The sequence below is a fragment of the Flavobacterium sp. RNTU_13 genome (assembly GCF_046614455.1).
Lineage (GTDB): Bacteria > Bacteroidota > Bacteroidia > Flavobacteriales > Flavobacteriaceae > Flavobacterium.
Genome location: NZ_JBKJHB010000001.1, coordinates 365,402 through 391,998, shown reverse-complemented (window position 1 = coordinate 391,998; position 26,597 = coordinate 365,402). Strand labels below are relative to the sequence as shown.

At 42.0% G+C, this 26,597-nt stretch carries 27 protein-coding genes and 1 riboswitch; of the genes, 16 read left to right on the top strand and 11 right to left on the bottom strand.

The genetic code is table 11. The features are described from left to right. Positions 1 to 23: 23 nt before the first annotated feature. Complete coding sequence (locus ACLI08_RS01790; protein ID WP_411426740.1) at positions 24 to 500, bottom strand: TspO/MBR family protein; 477 nt, start codon at positions 498 to 500, stop codon at positions 24 to 26. Between the two features lie 167 nt (positions 501 to 667). Between ACLI08_RS01790 and ACLI08_RS01785 the strand changes: the two genes are divergently transcribed. Continuing rightward, positions 668 to 1,852 carry an MFS transporter gene (locus ACLI08_RS01785; protein ID WP_411426739.1) on the top strand — a complete coding sequence of 395 codons (1,185 nt, stop codon included), beginning with the start codon at positions 668 to 670 and terminating at the stop codon, positions 1,850 to 1,852. 12 nt (positions 1,853 to 1,864) lie between these two features. Here ACLI08_RS01785 and aat read toward each other — a convergent pair whose 3' ends face one another. Together aat and ahcY are read right to left on the bottom strand one after the other, a co-directional pair. Next, positions 1,865 to 2,512: a leucyl/phenylalanyl-tRNA--protein transferase gene (gene aat, locus ACLI08_RS01780; protein WP_411426738.1), complete on the bottom strand. Its 648-nt coding sequence runs from the start codon at positions 2,510 to 2,512 to the stop codon at positions 1,865 to 1,867. 423 nt (positions 2,513 to 2,935) lie between these two features. After that, entirely contained in the window at positions 2,936 to 4,252 is a 1,317-nt protein-coding gene (gene ahcY, locus ACLI08_RS01775; protein WP_411426737.1) for an adenosylhomocysteinase, read from the bottom strand. Positions 4,253 to 4,336: 84 nt separating this feature from the next. Between ahcY and ACLI08_RS01770 the strand changes: the two genes are divergently transcribed. The 5 genes from ACLI08_RS01770 to ACLI08_RS01750 all read left to right on the top strand — a co-directional run bounded on the left by ACLI08_RS01770 (position 4,337) and on the right by ACLI08_RS01750 (position 10,462). Beyond that, a complete protein-coding gene (locus tag ACLI08_RS01770; RefSeq protein WP_411426736.1) occupies positions 4,337 to 4,969 on the top strand; it encodes a 4'-phosphopantetheinyl transferase family protein in 633 nt (210 codons plus the stop codon). Between the two features lie 17 nt (positions 4,970 to 4,986). Then, complete coding sequence (gene pnuC / locus ACLI08_RS01765) at positions 4,987 to 5,613, top strand: nicotinamide riboside transporter PnuC (protein WP_411426735.1); 627 nt, start codon at positions 4,987 to 4,989, stop codon at positions 5,611 to 5,613. Continuing rightward, positions 5,583 to 7,490 (top strand): DUF4301 family protein, encoded by a 1,908-nt coding sequence (locus ACLI08_RS01760; protein ID WP_411426734.1) that lies wholly within the window; start codon positions 5,583 to 5,585, stop codon positions 7,488 to 7,490. The genes pnuC and ACLI08_RS01760 overlap by 31 nt, the downstream gene beginning before the upstream one ends. 14 nt (positions 7,491 to 7,504) lie before the next feature. Further along, positions 7,505 to 7,906: an alternative ribosome rescue aminoacyl-tRNA hydrolase ArfB gene (arfB, locus tag ACLI08_RS01755; protein WP_411426733.1), complete on the top strand. Its 402-nt coding sequence runs from the start codon at positions 7,505 to 7,507 to the stop codon at positions 7,904 to 7,906. Between the two features lie 187 nt (positions 7,907 to 8,093). Beyond that, positions 8,094 to 8,188, top strand: a riboswitch (TPP riboswitch). A gap of 96 nt (positions 8,189 to 8,284) precedes the next feature. Then, positions 8,285 to 10,462 (top strand): TonB-dependent receptor, encoded by a 2,178-nt coding sequence (locus ACLI08_RS01750; protein WP_411426732.1) that lies wholly within the window; start codon positions 8,285 to 8,287, stop codon positions 10,460 to 10,462. Positions 10,463 to 10,556: 94 nt separating this feature from the next. Here the strand turns inward: ACLI08_RS01750 and ACLI08_RS01745 are convergent, their stop codons facing one another. Next, positions 10,557 to 10,985, bottom strand: coding sequence for a Rieske (2Fe-2S) protein (locus ACLI08_RS01745; RefSeq protein ID WP_411426731.1), 429 nt, complete (start codon positions 10,983 to 10,985; stop codon positions 10,557 to 10,559). 169 nt (positions 10,986 to 11,154) lie between these two features. Here ACLI08_RS01745 and greA point away from each other — a divergent pair, with 169 nt between their 5' ends. From greA to ACLI08_RS01730, 3 genes are all read left to right on the top strand, one after another. Further along, a complete protein-coding gene (gene greA / locus ACLI08_RS01740; RefSeq protein ID WP_411426730.1) occupies positions 11,155 to 11,631 on the top strand; it encodes a transcription elongation factor GreA in 477 nt (158 codons plus the stop codon). Positions 11,632 to 11,648: 17 nt separating this feature from the next. Continuing rightward, the gene (locus ACLI08_RS01735) at positions 11,649 to 12,038 is read left to right on the top strand and encodes an HIT family protein (protein ID WP_411426729.1); all 390 of its coding nucleotides are present in this window, start codon (positions 11,649 to 11,651) and stop codon (positions 12,036 to 12,038) included. A 168-nt stretch (positions 12,039 to 12,206) separates the two neighbouring features. Continuing rightward, positions 12,207 to 12,626, top strand: a complete 420-nt coding sequence (locus tag ACLI08_RS01730; RefSeq protein ID WP_411426728.1) for a hypothetical protein — start codon at positions 12,207 to 12,209, stop codon at positions 12,624 to 12,626. Between the two features lie 72 nt (positions 12,627 to 12,698). Here ACLI08_RS01730 and ACLI08_RS01725 read toward each other — a convergent pair whose 3' ends face one another. Further along, positions 12,699 to 13,859 (bottom strand): sensor histidine kinase, encoded by a 1,161-nt coding sequence (locus tag ACLI08_RS01725; RefSeq protein ID WP_411426727.1) that lies wholly within the window; start codon positions 13,857 to 13,859, stop codon positions 12,699 to 12,701. Between the two features lie 159 nt (positions 13,860 to 14,018). Between ACLI08_RS01725 and ACLI08_RS01720 the strand changes: the two genes are divergently transcribed. From ACLI08_RS01720 to ACLI08_RS01710, 3 genes are all read left to right on the top strand, one after another. Then, on the top strand, positions 14,019 to 14,900 hold the full coding sequence (locus tag ACLI08_RS01720) for a flavin reductase family protein (RefSeq protein WP_411426726.1): 882 nt from the start codon (positions 14,019 to 14,021) through the stop codon (positions 14,898 to 14,900). 60 nt (positions 14,901 to 14,960) lie between these two features. Further along, positions 14,961 to 15,539, top strand: a complete 579-nt coding sequence (locus ACLI08_RS01715) for a DUF3127 domain-containing protein (protein WP_411426725.1) — start codon at positions 14,961 to 14,963, stop codon at positions 15,537 to 15,539. 148 nt (positions 15,540 to 15,687) lie between these two features. Further along, positions 15,688 to 16,308 (top strand): heavy-metal-associated domain-containing protein, encoded by a 621-nt coding sequence (locus ACLI08_RS01710; protein ID WP_411426724.1) that lies wholly within the window; start codon positions 15,688 to 15,690, stop codon positions 16,306 to 16,308. A 67-nt stretch (positions 16,309 to 16,375) separates the two neighbouring features. Here the strand turns inward: ACLI08_RS01710 and ACLI08_RS01705 are convergent, their stop codons facing one another. From ACLI08_RS01705 to ACLI08_RS01685, 5 genes are all read right to left on the bottom strand, one after another. Then, entirely contained in the window at positions 16,376 to 16,894 is a 519-nt protein-coding gene (locus ACLI08_RS01705) for a hypothetical protein (RefSeq protein WP_411426723.1), read from the bottom strand. 309 nt (positions 16,895 to 17,203) lie between these two features. Then, the gene (locus tag ACLI08_RS01700) at positions 17,204 to 17,695 is read right to left on the bottom strand and encodes a hypothetical protein (protein ID WP_411426722.1); all 492 of its coding nucleotides are present in this window, start codon (positions 17,693 to 17,695) and stop codon (positions 17,204 to 17,206) included. Positions 17,696 to 17,700: 5 nt separating this feature from the next. After that, the gene (locus ACLI08_RS01695) at positions 17,701 to 18,729 is read right to left on the bottom strand and encodes a DUF6438 domain-containing protein (protein WP_411426721.1); all 1,029 of its coding nucleotides are present in this window, start codon (positions 18,727 to 18,729) and stop codon (positions 17,701 to 17,703) included. Between the two features lie 94 nt (positions 18,730 to 18,823). Beyond that, positions 18,824 to 20,368, bottom strand: coding sequence for an Rne/Rng family ribonuclease (locus ACLI08_RS01690; protein WP_411426720.1), 1,545 nt, complete (start codon positions 20,366 to 20,368; stop codon positions 18,824 to 18,826). Between the two features lie 496 nt (positions 20,369 to 20,864). Further along, positions 20,865 to 21,161, bottom strand: coding sequence for an HU family DNA-binding protein (locus tag ACLI08_RS01685; RefSeq protein ID WP_411426719.1), 297 nt, complete (start codon positions 21,159 to 21,161; stop codon positions 20,865 to 20,867). Between the two features lie 130 nt (positions 21,162 to 21,291). Here ACLI08_RS01685 and mutY point away from each other — a divergent pair, with 130 nt between their 5' ends. The 4 genes from mutY to gldD are packed head-to-tail and all read left to right on the top strand — an operon-like array spanning position 21,292 to position 24,706. After that, a complete protein-coding gene (gene mutY / locus ACLI08_RS01680) occupies positions 21,292 to 22,332 on the top strand; it encodes an A/G-specific adenine glycosylase (RefSeq protein ID WP_411426718.1) in 1,041 nt (346 codons plus the stop codon). A 48-nt stretch (positions 22,333 to 22,380) separates the two neighbouring features. After that, the gene (locus ACLI08_RS01675) at positions 22,381 to 22,821 is read left to right on the top strand and encodes a single-stranded DNA-binding protein (protein WP_411426717.1); all 441 of its coding nucleotides are present in this window, start codon (positions 22,381 to 22,383) and stop codon (positions 22,819 to 22,821) included. A gap of 27 nt (positions 22,822 to 22,848) precedes the next feature. After that, a complete protein-coding gene (gene gldE / locus ACLI08_RS01670) occupies positions 22,849 to 24,150 on the top strand; it encodes a gliding motility-associated protein GldE (RefSeq protein WP_411426716.1) in 1,302 nt (433 codons plus the stop codon). Further along, positions 24,134 to 24,706: a gliding motility lipoprotein GldD gene (gene gldD / locus ACLI08_RS01665; RefSeq protein WP_411426715.1), complete on the top strand. Its 573-nt coding sequence runs from the start codon at positions 24,134 to 24,136 to the stop codon at positions 24,704 to 24,706. The genes gldE and gldD overlap by 17 nt, the downstream gene beginning before the upstream one ends. 36 nt (positions 24,707 to 24,742) lie before the next feature. On the opposite strand, the gene ACLI08_RS01660 is transcribed toward gldD, so the two are convergent. Further along, a complete protein-coding gene (locus ACLI08_RS01660) occupies positions 24,743 to 26,587 on the bottom strand; it encodes a tetratricopeptide repeat protein (protein WP_411426714.1) in 1,845 nt (614 codons plus the stop codon). Positions 26,588 to 26,597 lie beyond the last annotated feature (10 nt).

Below are 26,597 nucleotides of genomic sequence, written 5' to 3'. Positions count from 1 at the left end.
CAAGCTAAATGTTTCGGTGCTGATTAGCGGTTTAGCCACCAGATGGACGCATTTAGCACCGAAGCATACGTAACCCAAGCGAGATAAGGCACAAAAAGCCACCCTGCTATGCGGTCTACTCTTTTAAATACATGCCATGTTTCATAAATCATCAGCCATAACAGTACTACTTCTATAAGGGCGACAAGCGGATTTTTTAATCCGAAGAAGAGGTAACTCCACAGCATATTAAGCGCTAACTGTACGGCAAAGAATTTAAGTCCTTTTTTTACGAGTTCGGTTTGCACTTCTATACGCGCCCAAACCAGCCCCGCCGCAATACCCATAAACACATACAGCGTACTCCACGCTATTGGGAAAACTGCGTTTGGCGGTGTAAAAAACGGTTTATTTAAGGTAGGGTACCATGTGTTTACACTGCTTTGCGTAACAAGCCCTGATATATAGCCAAGGGTAAGGGTAGTAGCCACCATTACCAATATCTTCATTGTTTTACTCATAATAGTACGGTTTATATTACAAAGTTATTTCTTTTTTAAACCTGATGTTCATAAATGCAGGTTAAATCCGCTATGTGAGTAACTTTATCCTAATGGTTATGGCAACATAAATTTAGCATATAAAACATAGGATAACCCTTTTTAGCGGCGTACCTTTGCGGCGCATTATGAAGAAAGTTTCCCATCCTATCTATAACCTGCAATTTGGCCTGTTGTGTATTAGTTCATTATTGTTCTCTGCCAGCTTTAATATGCTTATACCCGAGCTCCCTGCTTACCTAAGTAGCCTGGGAGGTGCAGAGTATAAAGGCCTTATCATAGCGTTGTTTACCCTTACAGCCGGAATTTCAAGACCCTTTAGCGGACGCCTTACCGATACTGTAGGCAGGGTGCCTGTAATGGCGGTGGGTAGTATAGTGTGTTTTGTTTGCGGGGTGCTGTATCCGGTATTAGCCAGCGTGTCTGGGTTTTTATTTTTAAGATTGCTGCATGGTTTTTCTACAGGTTTTAAGCCTACGGCTACCGCGGCCTATGTGGCAGACATTGCCCCAAAAGAGCGCTGGGGCGAAGCCCTTGGTTTTCACGGCCTGTTTTTTAGTACAGGTATGGCAGTAGGCCCTGCAATAGGTGGTTACCTTGCCTTGCATTTTAGTATTAATGTGCTTTTTTATGTTTCGGCTGCATTTGCGCTGCTCAGTATACTGATTATAATGAAAATGAAGGAAACCCTGCCGAATAATCAGCGTTTCCGGTTTTCGTTGCTAAAAATTAACCGCCGGGATATTATCCTTAAACAAGCCATACCGGCTGCAATAGTAAACCTGCTTTCGTGCCTTTCTTATGGTACAATGCTTACACTTATCCCAGATAAATCAGAATCGCTAGGTATTGCAAATAAAGGGACATTTTTTATGGTGCTTACCATTACCTCGCTGGTAATGCGTTTTTTGGCCGGAAAGGCGAGTGATAAGTACGGAAGGGTACGGGTAATGCGCTATGGGCTAACGGTACTTGTTTTGGCACTTATAGGTACAGGCGCGGCTAATACGCCAATGCTCTTTTTAGTAGCTGCCGGGGTATATGGTATAGCACAGGGTATTTTTTCGCCATCGTTAAATGCGTGGATGGTAGAACTCAGCAGCCCGGAAGACCGCGGTAAGGCAGTAGCTACAAGCTATATGGCTATGGAAATAGGTATAGGCACGGGTGCTGCCATTGCAGGATGGTACTACGCAGACCATTTATCGCGTATACCTGCCATGTTTTACTTTGCTGCATTTGTGGTAGTGATTTCTATTGCCTATGCATACAACTGGGAAAGAAAACAACGTAGACTGAAACCACACGCATAACGCGCGGCTCTTTTACTTTGAAGCTGGCGTGTTTAAAACCCTGATAAAAATATCACGTGGTATTTCGCGTGCGCCAAGGCTTTCTAAATGGTCGTTATGTACCTGGCAATCCAGTAAGTGATATTTTTCGTTTTGCAGTTTTTGGACCAGGGCTATAAACGCAATTTTACTGGTGTTGCTTACCTTGCTAAACATGCTTTCTCCGCAAAATATATTCCCCAGATCCACGCCATATAATCCTCCCACTAAAACATCGTCCTGCCATACCTCTACTGATTTTGCATAACCCATTTTGTGTAGTGTACAGTAGGCTTCCTGCATTTCTTCTGTAATCCAGGTTCCCGGTTGCCCATCGCGTTTTATGGTACGGCATGATTTGATTACCTGTTCAAAAGCAGTATTCCAGGTAACCTTAAACATATTGCGGTTAATAATATTCCGCATGCTTTTAGAAACCTTAAGTTCTGGGAACAGCAGCACCATGCGCTCCGGCGGACTCCACCACAGTATAGGCTCATCTTCATCAAACCACGGAAATATTCCGCTGCGGTACGCCAGCAAAAGCCTTTCGGGGCTTAGGTCGCCGCCCACTGCCACAATACCTTCGGGTGAAGCGTGTGTTACGGGAGGGAAGTAAAGTTCGCGCGACAAAAAATACATAGTGCTTTATAAATTACAACGGGCTACAAAAATAATGCTATATTTTTAATTGCTTACGGTTAATCCTTACATAGTGTTAAACCTTAAAATTACCCTTTGTTAGGTATTTTTCCGGCTTGTTTCCCGCCTTACTTTTGCTTTGTTCTTTTAGCAGAAAGGGCTTTAAATTGTTATCCAAACTTGTGTGGGAACAGTTTATTTTGATTGTTAGGTAGTATTAAAAAGCCTCGTATTTCCGGGGCTTTTTTAAACAACTTCAACTTCGGATTTTATTAATAGTTAAGATAGTTTTTATTCATTTTATCCAATGCAAAAGCCGGTTTGTTTCACATCATTGTTTGTGGGCTGCCGGCTTTTTTACGTTCATTGAAAATAAAAAAAACCTGCCAAACGGCAGGTTTTATATATAACGTTTTGCGTTTATTAGTAACGGTAGTACTCCGGTTTAAACGGACCTTGTACGTCTACGCCTATGTAATCAGCCTGGCCTTTTGAAAGGGTTTCAAGCTCCACGCCAAGTTTAGCAAGGTGTAGGGCAGCCACTTTTTCGTCCAGGTGCTTAGGCAGCATGTATACTTTGTTTTCGTAAGCAGCGCTGTTTGTCCAAAGCTCTATTTGCGCAAGCGTTTGGTTTGTAAACGAGTTACTCATTACAAAACTTGGGTGCCCTGTAGCACAGCCAAGGTTTACAAGGCGGCCCTCGGCAAGAATGATAATATCTTTACCGTTAATGCTGTACTTGTCTACCTGAGGTTTGATTTCTACTTTAGAACCACCGTGGTTAGCGTTAAGCCATGCCATGTCTATTTCGTTGTCGAAGTGGCCTATGTTACAAACTACAGTTTTGTCTTTCATTTGTTCGAAATGACGGCCTACCACAATGTCTTTGTTACCTGTAGTAGTTATTACTATGTCGGCATTTGCTATTACAGTATCAAGTTTTTTAACCTCATAACCGTCCATAGCAGCCTGTAGGGCACAGATAGGGTCAATTTCGGTAACGGTAACTATAGAACCTGCTCCACGGAATGATGCAGCAGTACCTTTACCCACGTCTCCATAACCACAAACTACCACACGCTTACCGGCAAGCATAAGGTCTGTAGCACGGCGTACCGCATCTACAGCACTTTCTTTACAGCCATATTTGTTGTCAAATTTAGATTTTGTAACAGAGTCGTTTACGTTAATGGCAGGCATTACCAGTGTGCCGTTTTTCATCCTTTCGTACAGGCGGTGTACCCCTGTAGTAGTTTCTTCGCTAAGGCCTTTAATACCTGCAGCAAGTTCAGGGAAACGGTCAAACACCATATTAGTAAGGTCGCCACCATCATCAAGGATCATGTTAAGCGGCTCGCGGTTTTCACCAAACCAAAGAGTTTGCTCTATACACCAGTCAAATTCCTGTTCGTTCATACCTTTCCAGGCGTAAACAGAAATACCTGCAGCAGCAATAGCAGCAGCAGCGTGGTCTTGTGTAGAGAATATATTACAAGAGCTCCAGGTAACTTCGGCACCCAGGGCTACAAGGGTTTCAATAAGCACGGCCGTTTGTATGGTCATGTGAAGGCAACCAGCTATACGGGCACCTTTTAGCGGCTGGCTAGGGCCATATTCCGCACGCAGGGCCATAAGCCCCGGCATTTCAGCTTCTGCAAGTTGTATTTCTTTCCTTCCCCATTCCGCAAGCGAAATATCCTTAACTTTGTAAGCCACATAAGGCAGCGTTGTTGTACTCATCAGCTATTTACAGTATATTTGTTATTCGAAAATTTTTGCAAAGGTACTAAATAGGAATTAATTTTCTGCTTCAACAATTAATAAATGCCTTTATATAAATCGCTTACCATAGATGCTGATACCCGGGTACTGGTGTGGAAGAACACCGAAACCCTGGAGGAACTGCGTGCTGCCACGCAGCTTAAGGAACTGTGCCAAAACCGGCTGGAAAGCATGAAGAGCGAGCAGCACCAAAAAGGTTTCCTTGGGGTGCGTATGTTGTTGCAGCACGCCGGCTATACTGATTTTGATCTTTTTTATGATGATAAAGGTAAGCCGCACCTTACCGACGGGCGAAATATTTCTATAACGCACTCGTATGCGTTTAGCGCGATTATTATAAGCAGCCGCCAGATAGGCATAGACATGGAAATGCAACGGCCAAAAGTGGTGCTTATAGCCGATAAGTTTGTGGGGAACGAATTTGGCTTTTTAAATAAAGAAAACGCATCAGAGTATCTTAGGATGCTCATTATAATATGGGGGGTTAAAGAAGCGGTGTATAAAATGATATCGCGCCCCGGAATGAGCTTTAAACAAAATATAGAGGTGTTTCCGTTTACGGCGGAAAGCGGTGAGGGGGAAACCGCATTTGACTTTGAAGGGGTAAAGGCAACCGTACCTTTTTATTTTATGGAGCTCGAAGGTTTTACACTGGTGTATTGCCTTGGGATATAATCTTTAACATTTTTTTAATGTTTGACATTTACGACTTTTTATTCAGGCAATATAAAGACTATACATTTGTCCAGATTTTGCTTGAAAGCCTTGCTGTGATTTTAGGCATAGTAAGCGTAGTGTTTAGTAAACGAAACAGTATATGGCTGTATCCTACGGGTCTTGCCAGTACGGTAATATATATTTACCTTTTAATTAACTGGGAGCTTTACGGCGACCTGATTATTAATTTGTACTATTTTTATGTAAGTATTTACGGATGGTGGCTATGGCAAAAACCATACAAAAATGATAACGATATTCTAAAAATTACAAAAAATTCGTATCAAGATTGGCTAAAGTCTGTTTTTATTTTTATTTTTTCTATTATATTTGTTTCGGTTATCTATATTTTGTTTAACAAGTTTGACCGATGGTGGGCGTATGCCGATATCATTATGACCGGGCTGCTTTTTGTGGGGACATGGCAGCTTGCGAAACGCAAACTTGAAAACTGGCTGTTTTTAATAGTAGGAGATATAATAGCCGTTCCGCTTTTTTACTTGAAAGGGTACGCCCTTACCAGTATTTTGAATGTAGTTTTAACCGTAATTGCCGTTTATGGCTATCTAGCATGGAAGAGAATTTTACGAGACAAAAAGTAGACACGTTAGGTATTACCGTGTATGCTGAAGAAAACAGTAAGCCCACGGCTGCACTGCTAAATGATGAGCCGTTTGCCCAGCAAAAAAACAACCGTCGCCTGCATTTTAAGGCGAAGGATATTGCTTTGGTAAACAATCCTAAACAGAGCGACCTGGCTATTGTAATTGCCCCCGAAGAAAATAAAACAGCAAATGAGCTGGCCGAAAAGTTACTAAACAACCAAAACCTTAGGTTAAGGATAGTAACCGGCTACGACAACGTATTTGAAAAAGTATCTGAAATTGCCCGTGAGCTTGAAAAAGCGCTGGAACTGGGGCTTGAAATCACTGATTTTATGCAGATTTACCGCCGTGGAATTACCATGGAAAAGGTAGCGCACCAGTTAACCATTTTTACAAACGGCATTGCAAAAATAAACCTGGACAGGCCTGCGGTAATCGGCGACGGCATAACCCTGCTCCAGAAAGAGGAAGCTGCCGCACTGGCAGATTTCTTTGATAGCAGAAAAGACGGCTATAAACTGAAGAAGTTTGTACCGGCATCTGGTGCAGCTACGCGGATGTTTAAGTTTTTGCACGACTTTATTAACGATTACGACCCCGCTAAAGAAACCATTAACGGGTATACAAACCGTATAAAAGACAATGCGCTGCCGGTATTTTTACTGGGGCTAGAGCGTTTTCCGTTTTATAAGGAAATAGCTGCCGAGGCAAATAAGCACATTAACTGCCCGGATATGGATAATGAAAACCTGCGCGAAGATGCCCGTTTTTACAGTTTTGTAAAAACCATGATGAGCGAGGAGCATTTTGATTATGCCAATAAGCCTAAGGGTATACTGCCATTCCATCAGTATGATGATTTTAGTGCTACCCCGGTTTACGAGCATCTTAGAGAGGCTGCTGCCTATGCAGCGTCTAATGGCGAAACTTATGTGCATTTTACCATATCAGAAAATCACCTCAATGGTTTCCTTGATGCTATTAACGATGCGCGCAGCAGGGTAGAGGAAGAAACGGGCATAAAAATCCATTTTAACTTTACCTATCAGCATAAAGAAACAGATACCCTTGCCGTAGGCTTAGACAATAAGCCGTTCCGCGAGGAAAAAACCAAGCTGTTGTTCCGCCCGGGCGGACACGGCGCACTTATAGAAAACCTTAACCGCCTGGATGCCGATGTGGTGTTTATAAAAAATATAGACAACGTAAGGCATACTAAAATGGAGACCATAGCCACTTATAAAAAGGCACTGGGGGGTATTCTTATTAAGCTACAGGAAAAAATATTTAAATACCTGGAAGATATTGAGAACGGTAGTATAAATGAAGCCGAGCTAGACGAAATAATTAAGTTTGCAGAGCAGGAGCTGATGCTTGATATTTCGCCGGATTTTGATAAGTTTACCCTTGAAAATAAGTACCTCTACGTGCAGGAACAGCTTAACAGGCCTATACGTGTTTGTGGTATGGTTAAGAACGAAGGTGAACCCGGCGGTGGTCCGTTCTGGGTAAAAGGTAAACGCGGTAAGTTATCGCTGCAAATAGTGGAGAGCTCGCAGATAGACCTTGAAAACAAGATACAGAGCCATATTTTTGGGCAAAGTACACACTTTAACCCAGTAGACCTTGTGTGCGGGCTTAAAGATTTTAAAGGAAATAAATTTGACCTTAGCGGTTATGTAGATCCTAACACAGGGTTTATAGTGCAAAAAAACCGCATGGGTAAAGAAGTAAAATCGTATGAACTTCCGGGATTATGGAACGGGGCTATGGCTGGGTGGATTACTGTGTTTGTAGAGGTGCCGCTAAAAACCTTTAATCCGGTGAAAACCGTAAACGACCTGCTTAAGCCGGCACACCAAAAACCGGTTTAATGAACTGAATTTTTTTGGACGCAAATAAAATTTTAACCGAACCGGAATACAAAGCGGTACGCAGCAGCGGTGCCGGCGGGCAAAATGTAAACAAGGTATCCAGTAAAGTGGTGCTTAGTTTTAGCCCGGCTACATCTGCCGCGCTTACCGATGAGGAAAAACTGTTAGTGTTGTCTAAGTTGGCAAACCGTATTAACGCAGAAGGGCAGCTTATACTGCACTGCGATGAAGACCGGAGCCAGTTGCGCAATAAGGAACTTGTAACCCGGCGTTTTTTGCAACTCATTGCTGCTGCAATAAAACCCGAAATCCCCAGGAAAGCTACCCGCATACCACGTGCGGTAATGCTTAAAAGGATGGAAAACAAGCGCCGCAACAGTGATAAAAAACAATCGCGAAAAAGGCCCGATTTTTAAGAATCCGGAGTTTTTAGCCTAACGGCTAAAAAAAATATACCAACAGGGCTGCCGTAAGGCAGCCCTGTTTTTTTATTTGGCAAAGTTTTTTACCTCTTGAAAATGAGTGTACTTGCACGTGAAAACAGGGCGATGATTTAAATTTTTACCAATCTGTTTAAAAAATCAAATAATCATTTACCTTTGCACCGTCTCAAAGGGGTGCCCTAAATAATCGGGCTGAGATCATACCCAATGAACCTGGGCGGGTAATGCTGCCAAGGGAACAGGCAAAAACAACGGAGTGCACGCCGCCACATTTGCCGAGAATTCATTACATTATTTTAAACGTTAAACCAAAAAGAATAATTACCCCTTTTATTCGTAAATATTTTACGGATGAAAAACGATTATTTTAAAGCTCCAGGGCTTTTTAGTAGCTTAGCTTCTAAGCGCTTTATTTTGCTACTGTTACCCGCTGCGGCATTTGCGCAGCAGCCTGTAAACCAAAAAGATACTACTGCTACAAAACTAGATGAGGTGTTGGTACAGGCCGTACGCGTAAACAGCACTGCTCCTGTAACTTTTACTAACGTAACCAAAGCCGAACTGGCTCCGCGTAACTTGGGGCAGGATATCCCTGTGTTGCTTAATTACCTGCCATCGGTAGTAACAACTACAGACGCCGGTAATGGTATAGGTTATACAGGTATACGCATTCGTGGCGCCGATGCCAGCCGTATAAATGTAACGCTTAACGGTATACCGTATAACGATGCCGAATCGCACGGTACGTTTTGGGTAAATATGGGCGACTTTGCTTCGTCTGCCGAAAGTATCCAGGTGCAGCGTGGTGTAGGTACAAGTACAAACGGCGCGGGTGCTTTTGGCGCAAGCCTAAACGTGCTTACCGATGCCTATAAGAAAAATGCCGAAGGCGAAATCAGTAACTCTTACGGTAGCTTTAATTCGCGTAAGCATACGGTAAAGTTTAGTACCGGCCTTATAAATAACCATGTAGAAATTGCGGGTAGGTTGTCTAACATTCAGAGTGATGGTTATATAGACCGCGCTGCCAGTAACCTTAAGTCGTATTTCCTTCAGGGAACGTATGTAGGGGCTACTACGCTTATTAAGGCACTAGCTTTTGGCGGAAGCGAAAAAACCTACCAGGCCTGGAACGGTATAGACGCTGCTACCATGGCGGCTAACCGCAGGTATAATTATTCGGGTTATTATACCGATGATACAGGTAACGTAAAATTTTATAATAACGAAACCGATAACTACTGGCAGGACCAGTACCAGCTGCACTGGAATGAAAAATTAGACAGCAACTGGAACAGTAACATAGCGGTGTTTTATACCAAAGGACGCGGGTATTACGAAAATTACCGAGACGATGCTGAACTGCCCGCTTACGGTATACTACCGCTAACAATAGGTGGCAACACAATAAGTACTTCGGACGTTATTACCCAAAAATGGCTTGATAATAATTTTTACGGTACTACCTTCTCGTTAAACTATAAAGATGAAAAGCTTAACGCCATATTTGGAGGAGGCCTTAATAAGTACGAAGGCGTGCACTATGGCGAGGCCATATGGGCACAATATTCGGGTGCTGTGCGCCCCGGCGACCGCTATTATGACAACAGCGCCAGTAAAACCGACTTTAACGTGTTTGCCAAAGCCACTTACGCGCTGGGCGATAACCTTAGCCTTTTTGCAGACCTGCAATACCGCCGTGTGCACTACAAGGCCGATAACGTAACCGAAAACAACCTCGATGCCATACCGGCAGATGACACGTTTAATTTTGTAAATCCTAAAGCAGGCTTTACTTACACGGCTGATAACAACAACAGCCTGTACTTTAGCTACGGTAGGGGTAACAAGGAGCCGCGCCGAAGCGATTACGAAAGCGGCAGCGTTAAACCGGAAAGCCTTAACGATTTTGAATTAGGATGGCGCTTTAAAGAAAACAAAACAGCGGTAAACGTAAACGGTTATTATATGTATTATAAAAACCAGCTGGTACTTACCGGAGCCATTAACGATGTGGGTTCGCCTATATATGCTAACAGCGGTAAAAGTTTACGTATGGGTATTGAGGCCGATGCTACCATACAGGCCACAAGTTTTCTTGTTATAAGGCCTAATATTGCCGTGAGTGCTAACCGTAACATTGATTTTTACAACGAAGGAGATGCGGGGGTGCAGAATCTGGGTAATACACAAATTGCGTTTTCGCCATCGGTTATTGCAGCAAACCAGCTTATTTTTATTCCGTTTAAAAACTTCCAGGCAGCGTTATTGTCTAAATACGTAGGCGAGCAGTATATGGATAACCTGGAAACAGCATCATCTAAGCTGCCGGATTATTTTATAAACGATGTTAACCTGTCTTATGATATCCCTGTGAAATCAGTATTCAGGTCGATAACCATAAGTGCGCTATGCAACAATGTTTTCGATAAAAAATATGTTTCAAACGGCTATATGTACGGTGCAGATCCTTACTATTACCCACAGGCGGGCATTAACTTCCTTGCAGGGGTAAGCCTTAAGTTTTAAAGAGTTTAGTTAAAAACCAATTAGTGAATTTGCTCCTGCGGCTTCGGTTGCAGGAGCTTTTTTATTTTCAATAGATGCCGTCTGTTTTGTGTGGTTAATTATACACCCGTATGGAAGTACTGCTCAGTATTTCTATACGATAGGCTTTAAGGTTAAACTTCATGGGTGTAGTGGGTTGCCCGGTAAACAGGCTGTATTTTACATCATCGCATGGGCAGGTAGCGTACGCGCCATTTAGCGTAAGTATAGAACAGGAAGTGATTTCCTGGTTGGGGCAGGTGTTTTCCCAGGCTACGTAGCCGCTGCCGGTATTCATTACTATAAGGCCGTTAATGCCGTAACCCGCGGTGCGTATTACCACGGGGTTTGCGGTAAATCGTAAATTGTCATTGCTGGGCAGTGTAATATCTATGGTACAGCTAAAAGAGCCAGTGTTAAGGTAAGGGTTTCGGTTTACGTAGCTGTCGCTGCTGCATGCTGCAAGGGCTATTATAAGTACCACAAGCGTGAGGATTTTTTTCATTACAATTTTTTAAATTTAGCAGTAAAAATTATGAAACAAATTTAATTTAATTAACTTTGGTGTCTGCGATTGCAGTATCTAAAAAAACAATTAACAGTAAAATATTATCTTTGCGTAAAGGAAATCCCGTCGAGATGGGATTTTTTCTATTTATATAAACGACGAAATTATGAGTACAGTATCTTATTACACCGCTGAGGGACTGAAAAAATTAAAAGATGAGCTGGATTACCTGAAGAGTGTAGAGCGCCCAAGGGCCAGCCAGGCTATTGCCGAGGCCAGGGATAAGGGCGACCTTTCTGAAAATGCCGAGTACGATGCCGCCAAAGAAGCGCAGGGGCTTTTAGAGATGAAAATTTCTAAAATGGAAGAGCTTGTAGCTAACGCACGTATTATAGACGAATCGCAACTGGATACCAGCAAAGCTTTAGTACTTAGTACCGTAAAAATTAAAAATAAGGCAAATGGCATGGAAATGAAGTACATGTTGGTAGCCGAGAGTGAAGCGAACCTGAAGGCTAATAAAATTTCGGTTACATCGCCCATAGGCAAAGGCCTTTTAGGTAAAACTGTAGGCGAGGTTGCCGAAATCAAGGTGCCAAACGGTACACTGCAGTTTGAGGTTCTTGAGATAACAAGGGAATAACCTGTAAATAAAGCACTATGAGCACCATATTTACCAAAATAGTTAGCGGCGAAATCCCGGCATATAAAGTAGCTGAGGATGAAAACTACCTTGCCTTTTTAGATGTAAACCCTAACGCTAAAGGGCACACGCTGTGCATACCCAAGCAGGAAATCAATAAGATTTTTGATATGGAAGAGGAGCACTACCTGGGGCTTATGAAGTTTAGCCGAAAGGTAGCTAAAGCCTTGGAGAAAACCGTGACTTGCAAAAGGGTAGGTGTAGCTGTGGTGGGCCTTGAAGTGCCACACGTACACGTACACCTTATTCCGCTTAACGAAATGGACGAGATGCGCTTTGTAAATAAGGTAAAACTCGAAAAAGAAGAGTTTGAGGCTTTGGCCAAACAAATACATGAAAATCTTTAAAAGCGCCGTAAGGTGCTTTTTTATTGTTTAACAGTAAAGGATGTTAATTTCTTAAGACAACATAGCGTTAATAAATGTTAAATTATTTTTTTACTTGTTAAATTTAATTTGTAAATGTTAAAAAATAGAATAGCTTTGCGGCATTGTTAAACCAATTAATCAAAAAAGATGAAAAAAGTATTAGGCCTTCTTATGGCTAGTGCCCTTATTATGTCTTGTTCTAAAGACGACAACAACAATGTTTCAAAAGTAGATATGTCTAAGCTTACAGTAGGTAAGTGGTACTTTAGTGGTACTAAGACAACTGTTGCAGGGCAGAGTGTAAATCAGCCTTACGAACATGCATGTACTACTGCAAAAGACTATGAAATGTACGGAACTAACGGTACTTTAACGGGTGTGGAGTATACTTCAGATTGTAACCCAATGACTTACACCGATACGTACACTGTTAATGGAACCAGCATTACAAGCGACGGAAGCACTGGTACAATTAAAGAGCTTTCTTCGAGCAAGCTTTTGATTGAGTACCAAGAAACCGTTAATGGAGTAAAATTTACTTATGAACAAACATATACAGCAAACTAATTCTGTGTTGTTATAAAAGTATTAAAGGCTGCCTGATTAGGCAGCCTTTGTTTTTATGTCTCGCGCCGAGTGTTATTTTATCTTATCCAGTGTAACCTGCATGGTGGTCCCCTTGCCTATTTCGCTTTGCGCCACCTTTATGCGTCCGTTATGGTATTCTTCTACAATACGGCGGGTAAGCGAAAGTCCAAGCCCCCAACCGCGTTTTTTGGTGGTAAATCCAGGTTCAAATACCTTGCGAAACTGCGATTTTGGGATGCCCTTACCGCTGTCTGTCACCCTGATTTTTACATAATTTTCGCGTTCCTGTATTTCTACGTGCAGGGTGCCTTTACCCTTCATGGCATCTATGGCGTTCTTTACCAGGTTTTCTATCGTCCAGCTATGGAGTTCGGGGTTTAGCAGCACTTTTACCGGGTAGTTTGGTGCGGTAAAGCTAAATTCTACCTGGCGGCTGGCACGGCTTTTAAGGTATTGAAATGATTTTTCTGTTTCCGCTATTACATCCCGTTCTTCCAGCACCGGTTCGCTGCCTATTTTACTAAAGCGGTCGGCTATGGTTTGCAGGCGCAGTACATCTTTTTCTACTTCGGTTACGGTAGTTTCGTCTACGTCATCGGCACGCATTATTTCTATCCATCCCAGTAAAGAAGATAACGGTGTACCTATCTGGTGGGCGGTTTCCTTAGCCATACCTGCCCAAAGCCTGTTTTGTGCGCCGGCCTTTGTAGCACGATAAAAGTTGTACACCACAGCGCCAAAAAGTATTATAATAAGCACGAGTGCAAACGGGTAGTATTTCAGAACATTTAACAGGGTAGAGTTACCATAGTAGAGGTATTGTATGTGCTTTTTAGAAATTTCCATTTTAATGGGTGAGTTTTCCATTTTAAGATCTTCTAAAATAGCACGCATCCTTTCTGAATTTTTTGGTATAGACTCGTCTATGTTTGCTATATCTACTACACTATCTTTCCCTTTATGTACCTCTACTTTTATAATGGGAATAGTGCGGTTACCGGTTATAATGCGCAATGGTAACTCTACGTCAGTATTTTCATTTGCGTTGTTCAGGCTTATTTGAGATTGCGCCCACAGTTCCATTTTATTGCGTTCCTCTTCTTTAAAAATCTGAAACAGGTAATAGGTATTCCACACTATAAAAGTTACAATAAAAAAAGAAACTATAATAATTACCCATCGGGTTACGGTCCTTTTATCGGAAATCTGCATACAAAAAAATATATTTTGCCTTAAAGATAGTAAAACTAACGGTAGCAAGAGGTATAGCCATAACGCTGCAACGGCCGGAATATTTTATTAACAACCTTACCATGCGCCGTTATTCATACGTTATAAAAAGTATCTTTGCCTAAACAACAAACAACAATAATGCTTACCATTAACCCAAACGATTTACCTACACAAAAGCTACACGGTTATTTGCAGAGTTCTGTAGGGCCAAGGCCTATAGCTCTTGCCAGTACAGTAGATGCAAACGGAGAGCCTAATTTGTCGCCTTTCAGTTTCTTTAACCTTTTCAGTACTAATCCGCCCATACTGATTTTTTCGCCATCGCGAAGGGTAAGGAACAACACCATAAAGCATACGCTTATTAACGCCGATTTGCATAAGGAAGTGGTTATTAATGTTGTAAATTATGACATGGTACAGCAAACATCGTTAAGCAGTACAGAGTATGCCGATGGGGTTAACGAGTTTGTAAAGGCAGGGTTTACCATGCTGCCATCTGAGGTGGTAAAACCGCCAAGGGTAAAGGAAGCCCCGGTACAGTTTGAATGCCGTGTAAACCAGATAGTATCATTGGGTGATGGCGGAGGTGCGGGTAACCTTGTAATTTGCGAAGTGCTTAGAATGCACATAAGCGAAGATATACTGGATGAATCCGGTAACATAGACCAGCATAAAATAGACTTGGTATCGCGCTTGGGAGGCAACTGGTATTCGCGTGCTAACGATGGGCTTTTTGAGGTAGAAAAACCGCTTACTACGCTGGGAGTAGGGGTAGATGCCATACCGGCATTTATAACAAACAGCCCGTTATTTAACGGTAACGACCTGGGTAAGCTGGGTAATGTAGAGGCCTTGCCCACAGCCGAAGAAATTGCTACATTTGTAGAAGGCAGTTTTGAAGCCAAAGCGCTTTTAAGTGCTGATGATGAGCAGAAAAAGCTACAGCGCGCTAAAGAATATCTTGATGCGAATGATGTGGCTACGGCATGGAAATTGCTACTTGCCAAAGGAAATTTTTAGAGAACAATTTTTTATATAGTAACGATAGCTGCCCGTTGAGGCAGAAAAAAACCAAAATTTATGGAAGTAACCGGAAGGATTAAAATGATTGACGAAACCAAAGCCTTTGGCGCTAACGGTTTCAGGAAGAGAGAAGTGGTAGTAACTACAGATGAGCAGTACCCGCAGCACATACTTATAGAGTTTACTCAGGATAAGTGCGATTTGCTAAACAGTTACCAGATAGGTGAGCCTGTTAGGGTTTCCATAAATCTTAGGGGCCGTGAGTGGGTAACTCCACAAGGCGAAACAAGGTATTTTAACTCTATACAGGGTTGGAGGATAGAGCGTGGCGGCGATGCCCCTCAGCAAGGGTATGGCGCACCACAGGGATACGGTGCCCCGCAGGGTGGCTACGGACAGCCGCAACAGGGCTATGGTGCCCCTCAGGGTGGTGGTTATGGCGCTCCGCAAGGAGGTGGATACGGTGCTCCGCAAGGCGGAGGTTACGCACAGCCACAACAAGGATACAACGCCCCTCAACAGGGAGGCGGCTACGGCCAGCCACAGCAGGGCTTTCAGCAGCCGGCTACGCCGCGCGATGCTTTTGAGCCGGCTCCGAATTATAACGAGCAGGAACATGACGATCTTCCGTTTTAAGATACTTACAAACCCTTTTCTGTAACAGAAAAGGGTTTTTTGTTTACCCAGTGTATAAAAATGATGTATATCATACCTGTGATTTAGGTTTTTAGTTACATTTGTAGCCTGAGACGAACAATATTTTAAATATAAAAAACAACTTCGTATGAATTTTGCAAAGAAACTTTCTATGATGGCTGTGGCAGTGCTTGTATTTGCAAGCTGTAAAGATGCTGCTAAAACCGAAGCTACTGCCGATGCAGCTACTACTGCAGACAATACTAAAGCAGTTGCAGCTAACCTGGAAACCACTACGTTTAAAATAGAGGGTATGACCTGCCCTGAAGGCTGTGCCAAAACCATTGAAAACAAACTTAGCGGCATGGAAGGCGTATCTAAAGCCAGTGTGGATTTTGAAAAGAAAACAGCTACTGTAGCGTTTGACCCGGCTAAACAAACCCCTGAAAAGTTTGTAGAAACGGTAGAAAAACTTGCCGACGGAGCCTATAAAGTATCTGACGTAAAATCGTCTGGCGATAAGGCGTACTACGATGCTTCTTTTGATAAAGGCAAAAAGAAAAAAGCGGCTAAAGCTGACGCTAAAACTGCTGAAAGCAAAGAAGCTTGCAGCCACAGCGGCGAGAAAAAAGCAGGTTGCTGCTCGGCTCACGGTGCATCGGCCGCGGCTACTGATGCTAAACCAGCCGCAGGCGAAAAGAAAGCAGGATGCTGCGCAGGCGGTGAGAAAAAAGCTTCTTGCAGCCACGACAAAGCCGGTAGCATGTAATTTACATTATATACCAAATACAAAAAGCAACCTTAACGGGTTGCTTTTTTGTTTTCTATTTTGCGTATTACGGTAACTCAAATTTTATTTTTCCCTGGCTTACGCTTATTGTATCATAGAGTAAGTGGTCAGTAAGTTTTCCGTTAAATTCGCCCTGTATAATAACTCCCGTGTTATTTGAGATGTTATGAGTGAAGTTTAAATCGGTATCGTTATAAAAAGTGTTTTCGTAGTAATCTGTCGATGACACCACAGGGCCTGAATCGTATTTTTCGGTAACTCCCACCTTTACACTATACAGGCTGTAATCATTTCCGTTGGTATAGAAATAAAAATCGGCTGTAAAATCTGTATTTTGAAAACCGCTTTTTGAATGATAAGCACTTACATGTTTACCTATTACCTCATTAGTGCTTATCCTTGTAATGTTGTTTGCATAAAAACTGTCAAGTTCTACCATTTTTCCGTTATATACAAAGGATACTTTATTAGTACCTCCTGCCGGGCTGTTAATGCCATTATCATCCTTATCGCAGGAGATAAACAACGCCATAATCAGCGCCTGTAAAAAGTAGGTGTTTTTCATTTAGTTGAGTAAAATTTGTTCTAAAGTAAGGCTAGGGGAGTTTTTATAGAATAGGGTTTTACCTAATTGTAACGGTGTTTTTGTTTTTTTGTGCAATGAGAGTAATCTCATCTGATAAAGTCCTGTCGGTTATTTAAAGTATTTGTCTACTTCTGCCCATAGTTTACCAAATCCTCTTGATGCTCCTGTAATAAATATTGTCTTCGACATGAGTATTTTGTTTTTAAATGTTACATGACAAAGGTAGGGCGGTGGTACTCAGACGGACTTATACAAAAGCGCGGAATGATGATACAAAAGTGCATGCAACTATTCGGAAGGGGTAAAATATTCCGGAAACGATTCGTATATATTTGTAATATCTGCATTGATAACTGTTTTATGCGGGTCAAAGAAATAAATATTGGCTATTCCATGTATGGTATCTGTGTTTATATATTCTGAGGAACCATCGGCTTTCTTAAACCGGATATATCTATAGCCTTTAGTCCTGATTATTGGGAAATTAATACTATCAAGGTACCTTGTAGATTCATATATATACCATCCTACATCATCTGAAGCGGTATAAAAACCGTCACCTCCATCTTTTTTCATTTTATCCATCTTTTCCTTAGGTGCCCAGTAGGTTACAGCACAACGCTTGTCGATAGTAAGCGTGTCGCTTTTAGTTGTGTTTGTAGGGTGTTTTGGTGGCGTTGTAACTTGAGTCTCCACGGTGTCATTTAATGTTTTTTCAGGATCCTTTTTACAGGCTATAGCCGTTAGGCAGAGTATAGCAATGATTGTGTTTTTTTTCATGGCGGTTATTCTGTGTCTCTAATCCAGGTGTTTATCCTAATCCCGTCGGGTTTTTTTATTTCCTTCCAGTTTTGGTTAAAGCGAAGTTCTTTAAAGTACGTGTATAATGCTATGAGTTCGTGAGAACCCAACATGCCGTAATCACTGATTTTCTTTGTTTTACCTCCATCATAAGTAATTATTAAATCACAGCTTGCGGCATCGGTATAAAAAACACTATAGTCGTTGTGCAGGGTTGAAAAATCAATATAATTCAAGAATGACTTTATTTCGTTATACGTTTTATTACTAAGGGTAGTTACAAAAACCTTATCTTCAGGCTTAGCCCCATGATCATGACTAAAATTATAAAACTCAGCAAAGAAAAAAGTTTTTCCCTTATCATCTATATGTATTTCAAAAACCGGACATGTGCCGAAACAGCCTCCTTCAACAAATTGAATCTTTTCAATTTTATATTCTTTCGGATTTTGGTTCTCCCCTGCAAAACCGATATTTTTCCAATGTAATGTATCATGAAACGGCTTAAATGAAATTTTCTTTTTGCTAAAGTCAGGTTTCTCCCCATGTATTTCTAAAAGCGGATTCCCTTTCCTGTAAATTAGTTTTGGGATAAAAAAATAATCGAACGATCCCATTAGGTGTACTTTTGGATCACTATTGCCATTATTCATAACAACGAAAGAATAATACGAGTTACCATATCCTCCTAATAAAAGCATATCAGTATAACCGTTATTATCGAAATCAGCTTTATAAAAATTCCGTGTAACACCATATTTTTTAAAAGACGAACGGAATATACTGTCATTCTTGCCTCCAAAAGGCGTAATATCCATCTGGTCTAACGGCGGCATATCAAACCCCCTGAGGTTAGTATCTACCTTAGTAGCCAAGTATTCTTTTACCTGAGCGTTTGTATTAAGACTGTCTACAATACTGGGTATATGTTTAACATGTTTATAGTTTGCAGATTGTTCATCTTTCTTACAGGAAAACAGCAACAACAATAAAACAAAAAAGGAGTATCTCATAGCGGTTGGTTTTGTGTACGAATATAATAACTTTGAAACACTGCAGTTTAGTATAAACAAAAAAACCGCCCTTACGTTGTAAGAGCGGTTTTTGTTATTCTGAAACAGCGTTTCCGTTGCTGTCATAAAAGTGGTATTCTAAATACGTGTAAGCGTCACGTGGTATTACTTTTATCCATTTTTTGTGCTCCATGAACCATTTTGCACGTATGGATGGGAAACCTTTTGTAAGGTAAGCGGCCACAAACGGGTGGGTATTAAGCACCAGTTTTTTGTGGTTCCGTATAATTCTTTCAAGGTCGGCCGATATTTTGTCTATTACCAGTATAGGGGCTTCTATTTCGCCGCTACCCATAGGGTTTTCCTCCCTGGTCTTTATTTTTACTTCAGGCCGCACCCTTTGCCGTGTAATTTGTATCAGGCCAAATTTACTCGGTGGCAGGATCTTGTGTTTTGCTTTATCGTCGCTCATTTCCTCTCTCAGGAAATCATACAGTTTTTTGCGGTTCTCCGGATTGTTCATATCTATGAAATCCACCACTATAATCCCTCCCATATCCCTTAGTCGCAGCTGCCTTGCAATTTCGGCGGCGGCTATAAGATTTACTTCAAGGGCGGTGTCTTCCTGGCTTAGTGCCTTGTTAGAGCGGTTACCACTGTTTACGTCTATAACGTGCAGGGCTTCGGTGTGTTCTATAATAAGATACGCGCCTTTGCTCATAGATACCGTTTTTCCAAAAGAGGTTTTTATTTGCCTTTCTATGTTGTATTTTTCAAATAGGGGCAAATCCCTGTTTTGGTAATGCTTTACGATATTCGCTTTTTGCGGGGCTATCTCCTGCAGATAGTCCTTCGTTGCGTAATAAAGGTCTTCGTCGTCTGCGTAAATACCGGTAAAGGTATCGTTAAACACATCGCGGAGTATAGATGACACTTTATTTACTTCACCCAGCACTTTGCTTGGGTGGTGTGCGCCCTGTAGCCTTTTGCACATGGCGGTCCACTTATCGGTCAGGTTCTGGAGGTCTCTGTCCAGCTCTGCCACTTTTTTGCCTTCGGCAACGGTACGTACTATAACACCAAAACCTTTTGGCCTTATGCTTTGTACCAGCCTTTTAAGGCGGTCTTTTTCCTCTTTAGATTCTATCTTTTGCGATATGGAAATACGATCGCTAAACGGTACCAGCACCACATAGCGGCCCGCCAGCGAAAGCTCTGAGCTTATACGTGGGCCTTTAGTGCTTATGGGTTCTTTTACTACCTGTACCAGTACGCTCTGGTTAGAGCTTAGTACATCGGCAATGGCTCCGTTTTTGTCTATTTCCGGTTCAAAAGCAAAATTTTTAAGGGAATAGTCCTTTAATTTACCTGCGCTTACAAGTTTTATGAATTTCAGCAAAGAAGGGAGATTTGGCCCCAGGTCGTGGTAATGTAAAAATGCGTCTTTTTCAAAACCCACATTTACAAAGGCCGCGTTTAGCCCCGGTACCGGTTTACGTATTTTTGCAATAAAAATATCGCCTACATTAAACTGGCTTTTATCTTCCTTTTCTTTGTGTAATTCTATTAGTTTTCCATCTTTTAATAAGGCAAAATCTACCGCTTCAGAACCAGAACGGATAATAAGTTCTTTGTTCACGCTGTACATTTTTATCTGTGTATTGTTTATGGTTTATTGTTTATGGTTTATGGATGCTCACGGCAACTACAAACTACAAACTACAAACTACAAACCGTATCCAGATGGATTAAACAATAGTTATACAGGCATTGTTGTACCCGGCGATTCAGTAATCAGTCGCAGTATTCAGTGTTCAGCGTTATTCTGAAATCTAAATTCTGAAATCTGAAATTAAATCTTTTTTCAATGAACTTTTTTTTAAAGTAAGACCTAAAGATAACAGATAATAAACGAAAAGACAACTTTAGGCAGGTGTTTTTCATCCTTGCTCCGGTGTGCCGGGTTAATTGTCTATCATCTTTAGGCCTTAAAAAAGAAAAAAGTAGTTTACACTACTTTTTCTTCTTGTGACGGTTAGCTCTCGCTCTTTTTTTACGTTTGTGAGTAGCTACCTTATGTCTTTTTCTTTTTTTACCACTTGGCATAATGTCTAAGGGTGTTTGTGGTTAATAAATTAGTTTGCTTTTACTTCAGTATTCGTTTTTACGCCGTCTACAAATATCTTAGCAGGTTTAAATGCCGGAATGTTGTGGGCAGGTATCTTGATGGTTGTATTCTTAGAAATATTCCTTCCTGTTTTTTCAGCACGTGTTTTGATGATGAAGCTACCAAAACCCCTTAGGTAAACGTTATCTCCGGTTTCAAGTGAAGCTTTTACTTCTTCCATGAAAGACTCAACTGTTGCCTGAACATCACCTTTCTCAAGTCCAAGTTTCTCCGAAATTTTCGCTACGATGTCTGCTTTCGTCATTTTTTCTAGATTTTATTTTGTATGTATTTTTTTGAGTGTGCAAATATAACAATTAAAAAAACAATTATTCAAGGTAATCTATTAAAATTTAATAACATAAACTTTTAATTTTGCAAACCATCCCATAACAATGACATTTTCTAAGTTATTAATAGACTGGTACTTGCAAAACAGGCGCGACCTGCCCTGGCGCAAAACACCGCATCCGTACCCTGTGTGGCTCTCAGAAATTATGCTGCAGCAAACCCGTGTAGCACAGGGTCTTCCGTATTTTAACAAGTTTATAGCGGCGTTTCCTACCGTGCAGGATATGGCTAATGCACCCGAAGAAAAGGTACTGCACCTGTGGCAGGGCCTGGGGTATTACAGCCGCGCGCGTAACCTGCACGCTACTGCTAAAATGGTAGCCTTTGATCTCGGCGGAAGCTTCCCTGACAGCTATGCCGGGCTGCTTAAGCTTAAAGGGGTAGGCGATTATACTGCCGCCGCCATTGCCTCTATATGCTATGGCGAGGCCGTGCCCGTGGTAGACGGTAACGTGTACCGGGTACTATCGCGCTATTTCGGTATTACTACAGATATTTCTTCTTCGGGGGCCAAAAAAGAGTTTACCGCCCTTGCTGCATCACTTATGCCTGCCGGTCAGGCCAGCGCGTTTAACCAGGCCATGATGGAGTTTGGCGCCCTGCAGTGCGTACCGAAAAGTCCGGATTGTGCCGCATGCATATTTAATGATACCTGTGCGGCCTACGCCACAGGCAGGGTAGCCGAGCTCCCTGTAAAACTAAAAAAGCAAAAGGTTACAGACCGTTACCTTAATTATATAGTGGTAAAAGATGCCGCCGGTAAATTACTGGTGCAGCGCAGAAGCGAAAAAGGTATTTGGCATGGCCTGTACCAGTTTCCACTGCTGGAAACAGAGGAGTTTACATCAAATCAAGCTACGGTGCCGCTTATACATTCGTTTGCGCAACTGGGCTTTGAGCCGGAACAAATAACCCTGCTTTCGCCAGAGGTGGTAATACACAAGCTTTCGCATCAAAAACTACATATCCGCTTTTGGGAGGTTACTACTGCACTTACGCTTCAGGATGCTATTGAACCTGAGCGGCTTAAAAATATACCGCTGCCCATAGTGCTGCACAATTTTGCTACGCGGCATTGGCAGTAACGGTATTATTAAGTATATTTGGTATAAACACTCAAAACCGCAATACTAATGAATGGTACGTTAAATAAAGTAATGCTCATAGGCCACCTGGGCGACGATGTAAAGTTGCACTATTTTGATGGTGGCAACTGCATAGGCCGTTTTCCGCTGGCTACTAATGAGGTGTACATTAATAAGCAAACAAACGAGCGTATTGTTACTACCGAGTGGCATAACCTTGTAGTGCGTAATAAAGCGGCCGAGGTATGCGAAAAGTACCTGAGTAAAGGCGATAAAATATATATAGAAGGGCGCATAAAATCAAGGCAGTGGCAGGGCGAAGACGGTACCCCTAAGTATACTACAGAGATACAGGTTACAGAGTTTACGTTTCTTTCTACTAAGAAAGAGTATGACCCGGCTAAGGCACCTCAGCAGGGTGCGCCGGCAGCTGCCCCCCGGCCGGACTATGATGTTACCCTACCCGAGAATGACGACCTTCCGTTTTAAACCCATGTATAACCAATAGTTTTAGTTTTGGACGATCCCGGCCCCCAGACCATACTGGTAACTGACTTTAATCTTGTGGCGGTTTTTGCCACCGTTGTACTGTTGTTGTTTTTTTCGGCGGTGGTTAGTGCTGCCGAGGTTGCTTTGTTTTCGCTTTCGCCAGATGATATTGCTGCACTTCGCACAAAAAATATACGTAAGGCGGGTATTATAGCCACACTTATAGAAACTCCACGAAAACTGCTGGCTACACTTTCTATAACAAACACCGTTATCAATGTTTCGGCCATTGTGCTGTTTTTTAGTGCCCAGCCTTTTTCGGGCTTGCCGTATGCATGGTTAAGTGTAGTAGCCGGAGTAGTTGTTATTACTGCGCTTGTATTGGTCTTTGGGCAAATGATACCTAAAGCGCTTGCAGTACGGCATACTAAAGCTGTGGCGCTGGCCTTGTGTTTTCCGGTGTATGTGCTTAGCCGTATACTTAGCCCTATAACGGTACCGCTTCGTAAGCTTATATTGTACATTAATAACCGGATTAACCTTGGCAAGCAGGATTTTGACATCGACAGGTTGTCGCAGGCGTTGGAGCTAACCGATTACGGCGGTGCAAACCAGGAGGAACAACGCCTGCTGGAAGGTATTGTAAACTTTGGCACTACCGAGGCTAGCGAGGTAATGACGCCGCGGATTGATGTTTTTGCCCTGCCTGTAACTACGCCCTACCGTGAACTGCTGGGGCTGGTTATAGAATCGGGTTACAGCCGTATACCGGTGTACCAAAATTCTATAGACCAGATAAAAGGGGTGCTGTTTTTAAAAGATTTGTTACCGCACACGTCGCTTGAGGATTTTAACTGGCAGCAAATGCTGCGCGAACCACATTATGTACCTGAGTCTAAAAAGCTTGATGATTTGCTGCGCGAATTTCAGGGGATGAAACGCCACTTTGCAGTGGTTATAGATGAGTATGGCGATACTGCCGGTATTATTACCCTTGAAGATGTGCTGGAAGAAATAGTAGGCGATATAAGCGATGAGTTTGATGCCGGGGATGATGTGGTGTTTAGCCAGATAGATGACAACATATATCTGTTTGAAGGCAAAATAAGCCTGAAGGATTTTTACCGGATAACCGGCATTGATGAGGAAATTTTTGAACAGGAGCGGGGAGAGGCCGATACGTTGGCCGGATTTTTAATAGAGCTAAACGGTAATTTTCCTGAAAAGGGGCAGAAAATTAATTTTAATGGCAATATCTTTACCGCAGAATCTGTTGATAACAGAAGAATAAAACAAATTAAGGTTACCCTGCATGAAACGCATACATAAGTTTTTAGCATTTTCTATATTGGCTGCTGCCTCAACTTTCTTTACAGCCTGTGGTGGCGATACCAGCCCTAAGCCCGATGGTTTTTTAAGGCTCGATTATGAGCTTGGTAACAATATGCACTTTAATCAGGGGTGCCCGTTTACTTTTGACTATAACTCTTTTGCGCGTATAAAAGATAAAGGTAATTGCAACCTGCTTATAGAATATCCTAAAATGAAGGCTACGATTTACCTTAGCTATAAGCCGGTAAATAACAACCTTGACCTGCTAATAAAAGATGCCGAAAAGCTGACGTATGAGCACGTTATTAAAGCCGATAACATAAATACCCTACCGTATATGAACAAAGACAGCAAGGTATACGGAATGTTTTCGAGCGTGGGGGGTAATGCTGCTACTAATGCACAGTTTTATGTAACTGACAGCGTGCACCACTTTGTTACTGGGTCTATGTACTTTTATGCCAGGCCTAATTTCGACTCTGTAATGCCGGCTGCCGCATACATTAAGAATGATATGCAAAACCTTGTAGAGTCTATCCGCTGGAAAAAATAATTGCTTTTAAAAATCTGAAAATCAAATGTAGTGCTATTACATCTCTTTGATTAAACGCTCAAACGTTTCATCGTCGTTGATTTCCATTTTCTTTTTAATGCGGTACTTTTTAGTAATCACACTTTCGTGAGAAATTTGCAACAGCGATGCGATTTCCTTGTTGCTTAAATTAAGTTTTAGCAGCGAACAAAACTCAATGTCGTTTTTAGTAAGTTTATTAAAGCGGTTTTGCAATGAGTTACTAAACTCAGGATGAACGTGATTAAAACGGGTTTCAAATTGTTTCCAGTAGTCTTCCTGGCGCGATAGCAGTTGTAACTCTTTCTTAAGGTCGCTTACGCGGCTTATTTCCCCGTTATTACACTTGTCTATCATTTGGTTCAGGCTATCCTGAAGGTTAGCCATACGCAGTGCCGTGCTGGTAAGTTCGCGCTGTTTTTCGTCTATAATATTACGCTGCGCATTGGTAAGTTCCTGTTCGTGCAGGTGCTGCTGGGCAATCATGTTTTTTTCTGCTTCTAATGATTGCAGCTTTGTTCTTTGCAGCTTTGACGTAATGCGGTAATTACGCAGTGCCATAAGCACCAGTACAAGCAGTGCAATGCCTCCGGTTAGGTACAGCCATCTGCGGGTTTGCTCTGCTTCCAGGTCTTTTTGGAGCAGTTTATTATTGGCTTCAAGGCTGTGGTTTTTCTCCAGTTGCAGCTCGGTTTGAAACTTTGCCTGCATTTCGCGTATGGCTTTACTACGGTCTGCTTCGGCAAGTGAGTCTTTTATCTTTATGCTTTGCTGGTACGCCGCTATGGCAGCATCGGCCTGCTGGGTGCCGCTGTAGGCATCTCCTACCGCTTTTTTGTAAATAGACTGGTCTTCGGGGTTACTTTTGCTGTACATGTTAAGCTTATCCACCCTTTTTATTACCTCTATAGCTTTGGTATATTGCTTGTGCTTGCTTAGCAGCCCTATATATTCTCCGGAAATGCGTATAACCCTGTTAGAGCCCGATGCTATCATTAGCTCTGTCGCCTTATCATACGCGGCAAAAGCCTTGTCATAATGTTTAAGATACTGCTCGGCATTGCCCAACTTAGCATAGTTAACTCCCAGTATAGTTTTATCCCCAAAAAATTCTGAGCCTCTTATAGATTCGTTAAGTACCTCTATAGCCTTGTTAAAGTTATCGGTATGTATGTATGCCTCAGCCAGGTTGCCCAGGGTAAGGTAGTAGTTTTTCATTTGCCCCAGGCGTTTAAATTCGGGTAGGCAGGCATTATAAAGGTCTATGGCAAAACTGAAGTTTTTTTGTGCCAGATAGGTATTGGCCAGTTTTTGCTGTACGGCGGGCAGCTTGTCTGTGGCCTTATCTTTTTTTAGTAGTTCTACCGCCTGAACCAGGTATTTTACAGATTTTTCGTAATCACCCAGTGTATTGTATACACTACCTATTTCGCCGTAAACGGTACCCATGCCACGGTTATTTTTTTGCCCTCTGAATATTTCCAGCGACTGGTTCAGGTAGTTAAGCGCCATTTCGTGTTCGCCCTTGTTACGGTAGCCCACACCCAGCGGAATAAGGCTTTGTGCCCTTTTTTCAGGATAGTTTTCTAAGTAAGAAATGGATTTTTTCTGGTAATAAATAAGCGAGTCGTTATTGCCCTTCATGCCAAAGTAAATACCGTATATGTTGTATAACGATCCGTAAATGGTATCGGTAAGGTTTGGTTTACGCAAGGCCTGCTTTACCAGCGTAAGTGCACCTTCCGGATTTTTTAAAACCTGTGATTTTGCCTGCCTTTCCAGTTTATACGCTTCGCTAACGTGATTTTGCGCAAAGCATGAAAGGGATAAGAATAGTGCTATTTTAAAGTAAATGTGTTTCATAGCTGCTTAT